Genomic DNA, 6,097 nt, shown 5'->3' with positions numbered 1-6,097 from the left:
GAGTCAAAGTCCGATGAGCCGAAACTTGACTACGGCTTCTTTGAGCAAACCTGCCTCTGATATTTTCCACTCCGTCAAACCTGCGTTACTGCGCCCTTGTTCTGGTTGTCTGCACCGGAAAATAATTTCCTAAAAACACCGGAAAAAGATTTCCCATTGATTTAGAAGATAACCAGGTAATTAAAAGGTATGGGAGATAACCCCAGGGGGATCCCCCTGGGGTTGACTATAGCGACTCCCGCCGAAATTACCCCTCACCAGATTCCTGGATTATTTTCGGGGTTATCAAAAAACCTCAAACAGGAGTCGCAAATTGGAAGGTTATCAAATGTATCAAGCTAAAATTCTTCTTAAGCAGGGTTTATCCCGGCAAACAGTCGCCGGAATTCTTGGTGTCAGCCGCCGTACCGTATACAATTACGAGAACGGCGTCGTATTTAAAACAGATCATCACCCTGGACGTCCCAGAGGCAGCACAAAGCTGTCCCCTTTTCATGCCTTCATCAACTCCAAACTGGAGGAGGATTTCACTCTCAACGCGGAACTGCTTCTGGATAAGCTACGTGCTCGCGGCTATGAAGGAAAAATAACCATTTTACGGGACTACATCAGCAAAAAAAGAGAGGAGATATATAATACCGCGGTACGGCGTTTTGAGACCCTACCCGGACAGCAGGCGCAGGTAGACTGGATGCATGCGGGAACCGTGCTTCAAAATGGTCGCAGGGTTAAGCGTTATGCATTTATCATGAAACTTGGATACTCCCGCCGCAGCTATGTGGAGTTCACCACATCCATGGAGCAGAGTGTCCTTTTTTCCTGCATGATACATGCCTTTGAGCATTTTGGAGGCATTCCTCAGGAAATTCTTTTCGATAACATGAAAACGGCTTACGTATACAACAACGCAAACTGCCGATGGGAAGTAAACGTCAGAATGGCAGTATTCGCGGCTCACTACGGCTTTACTCCCCGCCGGTGCAGGGCGTATCGTCCAAAAACCAAGGGCAAAGTTGAGCGGGAAGTCCGGTATATCCGCACAAGCTTTCTGCCCTCTGTGAGCGGTGATCTTTCACTTGTCCCAACTGCCCGGTTAAACGAGCTTGTAGAGTTGTGGATGGAAAGAGTTGATAACAAAGTACTGCGAGATTTCGGCGAGACCCGCAATGAGCGATTTGCTCAGGAAAGAGAGCGTCTAAACCCTCTTCCAGATCAGCATTTTGAATACAGGGTTCCTGAAGTGCTCTTTGTAAACAGAGAAGGTAAAATGACCTTTAAGACTAACCGCTATAGTATGCCCGAAGCTTACCGGGGCAAACAGCTTGAAGGCCTGCTTGATTTACTTGAGCATAAACTGACACTTAAATACCAGGGGACTGTTATCAGAACCCTGAGCCTTGCTCCTGCCGGATCAAAGCAGACAATCATTGATCCGCAGGACAGAAAAGAACATTATGATGCCTGGTTAAGAGGCCGTGAACTGGAAGAGCGCATACGGATGCAAATAGTGGAAAAACGCAAAAGAGCGCAGCAGGAGAACGTTACCGCTGATCCTGTCATTTATGATAATCTCTTCTCTTGCAGCGAAGAAATGATAGAGGAGGTTGCGGTATGAAAAGTGTTACCGTTGAAATACTGCGCAACAGCCTCCTTGAGCTCAATCTGGGCTTTGCATCAAACTACATCGACACGTTCCTGCATGAGCAGGCCCGCGATGAACGTCCTTTACTGGAGAGCCTCTGTGACCTTCTGGAACATGAGATTACCCAGAGGCGTCAGCGTGCTGCCAAAACCCGCTTAAAGCTCTCCAGGCTTCCTCAGGTTAAAAATGTAGAGGATTTTAAGGTTGAGGAAGTTGAAGGTATTACAAAAAAGAAACTACTGGAACTCAGCAGCCTCTCTTTTGTTGAACGTAAAGATAATGTGGTGCTTATGGGGCCATCCGGTCTTGGTAAGACCCATATTCTTTCAGCGCTGGTCTACAAAGCCTGCCATCAGGGTTACACGGCGTATTACATGTCAGCTCAGGAGTTGATCGAGGAACTGGTCAAGGCAAAGCGTCAGAACCGGCTTAAGCGAAAACTGGCATCGTTGTGTAAACCGCATCTTTTGGCTATAGATGAGATTGGTTATGAAACCTTCACCAAGGAGGAATCAACACTGTTTTTTAATCTGGTTGCCTCTCGATATGAGAAATCATCCATAATACTAACCACCAACAAGACATTTGGCCAATGGGGCGAACTGCTTGGCGACAATGCCATAGCTACGGCAACACTGGACCGTTTGCTGCACCATGCCGATGTGGTCATCATGAAGGGAGAAAGCTACAGGATCAAAAACCGCACTAAATTGGGTCTAATACCCTCAAATCTGTTATCTTCTGGAAAGCATAATGGGAAATAATATTCCGGTGAATGTGGGAAATATTAAACCGGTGTTGACAGAATGCATCAGAATAAGCCCGATATCAGGACAAACCTGATATCATAATGTATCGTTTGCCCTTATTCATTCTGTCAATCTGAACCCACTTTTGATCATGGCTCAGACTGGGGTGCGAATCGCATCTGTTTTCTACATATAACACAGGTTGTTCCACATATTCCGCTAACTTTGTAAATTTCCCCTGCATATCGCCTCTGTACAACTGTCTTCGCATTCTGCTGTCCGGGTATGAATCAGTGATAAATTCATCTCTGGAGATTATCACCGGATGCCCATCGGGCTGTGTTAAACTGATAATTTTGCTGGTTCCGCTTTCAAGAATTGCTTTAAAATAACCTTCCTGCCCCTTGTGTTTGCCCCAGTAAACTATTTCATCCGGTGACTGCCAGATATGGTGACTGATGATTTCATCAAAGACCGGGATGTCCACTTTACGGCTGAAAATATCAGCGATAAAGAGACTTGAATGCTGTAACCGGTTTACATCGAATCTGACCAGAAATGCTATCTTTGATCCATCTGGTGAAAACTGAATATGATTGAAGTGAATTGTTCTCAATATTTCCGGGTTTTCGGAATATTTCAAACATTTCAACGCCTCTTTCCAGTTTATTTCATAAATGACTGATTCAGTTGAAAAATCCAATACTTTGATATTAACATCTTCAAGAGAGGGCTTTCTTTTATGGCAGAAATAACCATAATCAGCCCGCCTTTCGGCAAGAATCTCATAGCTTAATGCGGCGTAGTGAGTGTCGCTCCAGCTTTGAACAGGGTACTTCAGTTCACAGGACTTTCTTTGGTCTACATCAAACAAAATACCACAGTATTTTCCATTTCTGAAATCATTGTAAATAACTGTTGATGGTGAATACCAACCGGCTCTGGCTCCCTGCTGCCAGTTCCAGGCTCTTGTTGCTCCAACATGTGCGATGATTTTGTTCTCCTGCCAATTGTACAGAAATATGTCTGATTTCTTTTCCCCGTCTGTTTTGTAATTGATCGATGCATTATTCGCATGCACAAGAATGAGAGATGAATCCTTTTTGTTGAAAGGAGAAATATCATAATAGCCGCAGAAAGTATTCCTGTATTGTTCAAGAGTTATCTGCCTGTATGGCATTGAAGTTTCAAAATTGAATCGACTGTTCTTAGCATATCTGAAGCAGTTTCTCAGATATCTGATCCATAAAAAGACGATCGACAGGGAAGGTGACTTTTTGATAGTCGATAATAGACTCTTTACTTTAATTCTTATAGACATTGTTACTTCCTTCAGAGCTGGAGAACATATCCGTCTTGATCTTCTTATAGACTTCAAAGAGGTTGGTTCCCGTAATCTCAAGGTTGAAAAATGTATTGAATCGCTCAAGTGCGGCCTTTTCCAATTTTTTCCGTTCAGATTCATCTGTTAAAAGGTTAACTATTCTTTCAGCCATGAATGCATCATTGTTTACAGGTACAACAGCTCCTGTTTTTCCGTTTTCAACGCAGTCCCTGTTGCCATCTACATCGGTTACGATACAAGCCTTTCCCAATCCCATAGCCTCCACTACTGAGAGCGGCAGACCCTCATATCTTGAGCTTGATACATATAACTTTGAGCCTGCTATGACCTGTAGAGCATCTTTTCTGTCCAGCCATTCAATCAGCTCGATTTTATCATCCAGATTATAATTTTTTATGAGTTTAACAAGATGATCTTTTTGCGGAGAATAGTGCCCGGCACCAAGGATTATGCATTTTATTTCTGTTGATTTGACAATTATTGCCATCACTCTTACGAGCATATCCAGATTTTTCTGATAGCATGGACGGGCAACAGTACAGATGTAATTTTTATTGGAGAAGCTGGACTCAGAGGCTGACTTCTCGGGTCGAAAAATGGAATTTGTCCATGTGATCACTTTTTCAGGGGAAATCTTTACATTCTTTATTGCCCTTTTTCTTTCTGATTCAGAAGTCGCGACTATCAAATCAGTAAAGGGAACCATTCTTCTTTCGATAAACTTATAAATGGATCTCAGGAATTTGTGCTCTGCAGAAAGAAAGGAAAATGCGTGAGGGGTGTAAAGAGTTCTGAACCCTGCAATCTTTCCTGCTATTCTTCCCAGTACACCTGCTTTTGCGCTGTGGCAATGAACTATGGAGTCCTCGGGAAGTTTTTTGAGATGCCGGATAAGTTTGAGAAGAAAAGAAATATCACTGAAAGGATTAATACTCCTCTTAGGTTCCCAGTGAATGAAATTGACATTCCGGCTCTTCAGGTTACACCTGAAATCTTTAGGCGCGAATATTGTAAAAGATGTGCTGTTGTCTTCTGCGGCACAGGCATTCACTGCGTTGCAGATATAAACCTCAACGCCGCCAAGGCACTGTGTTATATGAATTATATGCATAAATCAGGTGCCTAATGCTTTCTGTACCCACTCTATAATGCCTGATTTCCTGAAAACGGAATCAGGATGATAATCATTCACTGAAGGAACTATAAACTCAAAATCATCAAGTTTGTTCAGATTGTCCCGGCCTATCCTGAAAAACCTAGCGCCGTTCTCTTTTTCAAATGAATCTAACCAGGCTCCGCCAAGAGTTAAAACCGGAAGCCCTATTGCGGTGTACTCAAGCAGCTTGGTGGAGATGAGCTGGTTAAAAGGGTAAATGTCCGGAACCAGATTCAAGCCATAACGGGCTGAAGCCATAAGTTCAGGAACTTTCTCATAAGGAACCTTGCCGGTTACAGTGACATTTGAAAACCTGCTCAACTCTTCCGAAATCTCAGCCGGAGGCTGGCCTATTATCAAAAATGATCTTCCTGGAAAAAACTTTATCAATCTGAACAATGGTTTGTCAATTTTCCTGGTTGGGTCCAGTGTGCCGCAATAAACAAAATCATACTTGTGTGGAATCTTCGGGACTTTGAAGAATATCTCCCCGCAGATTACAGGCCGGTAAAAAAATGGAACATTATCATTGTATGAGTAAACTTTCCCGACAAGCTTATTCTGGAATACCCGCATATCGGGTTTAACGTTTCTGGTCTTTTTAATAAAATCTTTTATTCTGGGGAACGGGGGAACTGAAGTCGATGTGTATTCATGAACGGCAATTTTACCTGTACCCGGATTATCAGTCACCATCCCCATGAATTTCCAGTGTATACGGCCGAATGGCACGAATCCTTTCTCCCTGTGCTCAATGACACATTTGATTCCAAGAGCGGAAAAGATAGATATATAAGAATAGATGCCCGGCAGGTGGGCTTTGCCGTGGTGATATAATACTATGTCTGGATTGTTCATTATTATCTATACATCGCGCGTGCACGTGATGGGAAAAGTTTAAGAATTAAAAATTTTGCTATTCTGAGTTTATTATGAAGGTATTTACACCTTACCAACTGGCTGAAAGACGCGGTACCAGAAGATAATGCTGTCATAACCTGAAAGGCTTCATGATGACGAGGCTGCATGAGATTTTTATACTTTTCATACCACATCTGATAACCCTGCATCTTCTTACTGCCGGTAGTGATTCTCTTTGCATGTGATTTATCAATGCAGATAGTAGGGGAGCCAACCCTCAGAGCCGGTCCGTATTTGATTATCAGACGTGTCCACATATCGTGGTCCTGGAGAGCTGGTAAATT

General features: G+C 43.2%; 6 protein-coding genes. 2 read left to right on the top strand and 4 right to left on the bottom strand.

The annotated features are described in order from the left end of the window. The first annotated feature begins 328 nt into the window (after nt 1-328). Together GX089_10900 and GX089_10895 are read left to right on the top strand one after the other, a co-directional pair. Nucleotides 329-1,615, top strand: a complete 1,287-nt coding sequence (locus GX089_10900) for an IS21 family transposase (protein ID NLP02995.1) — start codon at nt 329-331, stop codon at nt 1,613-1,615. After that, on the top strand, nt 1,612-2,406 hold the full coding sequence (locus tag GX089_10895) for an ATP-binding protein (GenBank protein ID NLP02994.1): 795 nt from the start codon (nt 1,612-1,614) through the stop codon (nt 2,404-2,406). Before GX089_10900 ends, GX089_10895 begins: the two co-directional genes overlap by 4 nt. Before the next feature lie 64 nt (nt 2,407-2,470). On the opposite strand, the gene GX089_10890 is transcribed toward GX089_10895, so the two are convergent. Genes GX089_10890 through GX089_10875 form a run of 4 tightly spaced genes read right to left on the bottom strand, consistent with a single transcriptional unit; the run spans nt 2,471 to nt 6,070 of the window. Then, complete coding sequence (locus GX089_10890) at nt 2,471-3,712, bottom strand: hypothetical protein (GenBank protein ID NLP02993.1); 1,242 nt, start codon at nt 3,710-3,712, stop codon at nt 2,471-2,473. Next, a complete protein-coding gene (locus GX089_10885) occupies nt 3,696-4,847 on the bottom strand; it encodes a glycosyltransferase family 4 protein (protein NLP02992.1) in 1,152 nt (383 codons plus the stop codon). Before GX089_10885 ends, GX089_10890 begins: the two co-directional genes overlap by 17 nt. A gap of 3 nt (nt 4,848-4,850) precedes the next feature. After that, nucleotides 4,851-5,750 carry a glycosyltransferase family 4 protein gene (locus GX089_10880; protein ID NLP02991.1) on the bottom strand — a complete coding sequence of 300 codons (900 nt, stop codon included), beginning with the start codon at nt 5,748-5,750 and terminating at the stop codon, nt 4,851-4,853. Between the two features lie 2 nt (nt 5,751-5,752). Further along, nucleotides 5,753-6,070, bottom strand: coding sequence for a hypothetical protein (locus GX089_10875; protein ID NLP02990.1), 318 nt, complete (start codon nt 6,068-6,070; stop codon nt 5,753-5,755). Nucleotides 6,071-6,097: the final 27 nt, after the last annotated feature.

Origin of the sequence: Fibrobacter sp. (assembly GCA_012523595.1) — a bacterium.
Taxonomy (GTDB): Bacteria; Fibrobacterota; Chitinivibrionia; order Chitinivibrionales; family Chitinispirillaceae; genus JAAYIG01.
This window is presented reverse-complemented; position numbering and strand designations above follow the sequence as displayed.

Excerpts from the sequence above, each read along its gene's own strand:
- GX089_10885 (NLP02992.1), bottom strand. The coding sequence starts at position 4,847 with ATGCATATAATTCATATAACACAGTGCCTTGGCGGCGTTGAGGTTTAT.
- GX089_10895 (NLP02994.1), top strand. The coding sequence starts at position 1,612 with ATGAAAAGTGTTACCGTTGAAATACTGCGCAACAGCCTCCTTGAGCTC.
- GX089_10900 (NLP02995.1), top strand. The coding sequence starts at position 329 with ATGTATCAAGCTAAAATTCTTCTTAAGCAGGGTTTATCCCGGCAAACA.
- GX089_10890 (NLP02993.1), bottom strand. The coding sequence starts at position 3,712 with ATGTCTATAAGAATTAAAGTAAAGAGTCTATTATCGACTATCAAAAAG.
- GX089_10880 (NLP02991.1), bottom strand. The coding sequence starts at position 5,750 with ATGAACAATCCAGACATAGTATTATATCACCACGGCAAAGCCCACCTG.
- GX089_10875 (NLP02990.1), bottom strand. The coding sequence starts at position 6,070 with ATGTGGACACGTCTGATAATCAAATACGGACCGGCTCTGAGGGTTGGC.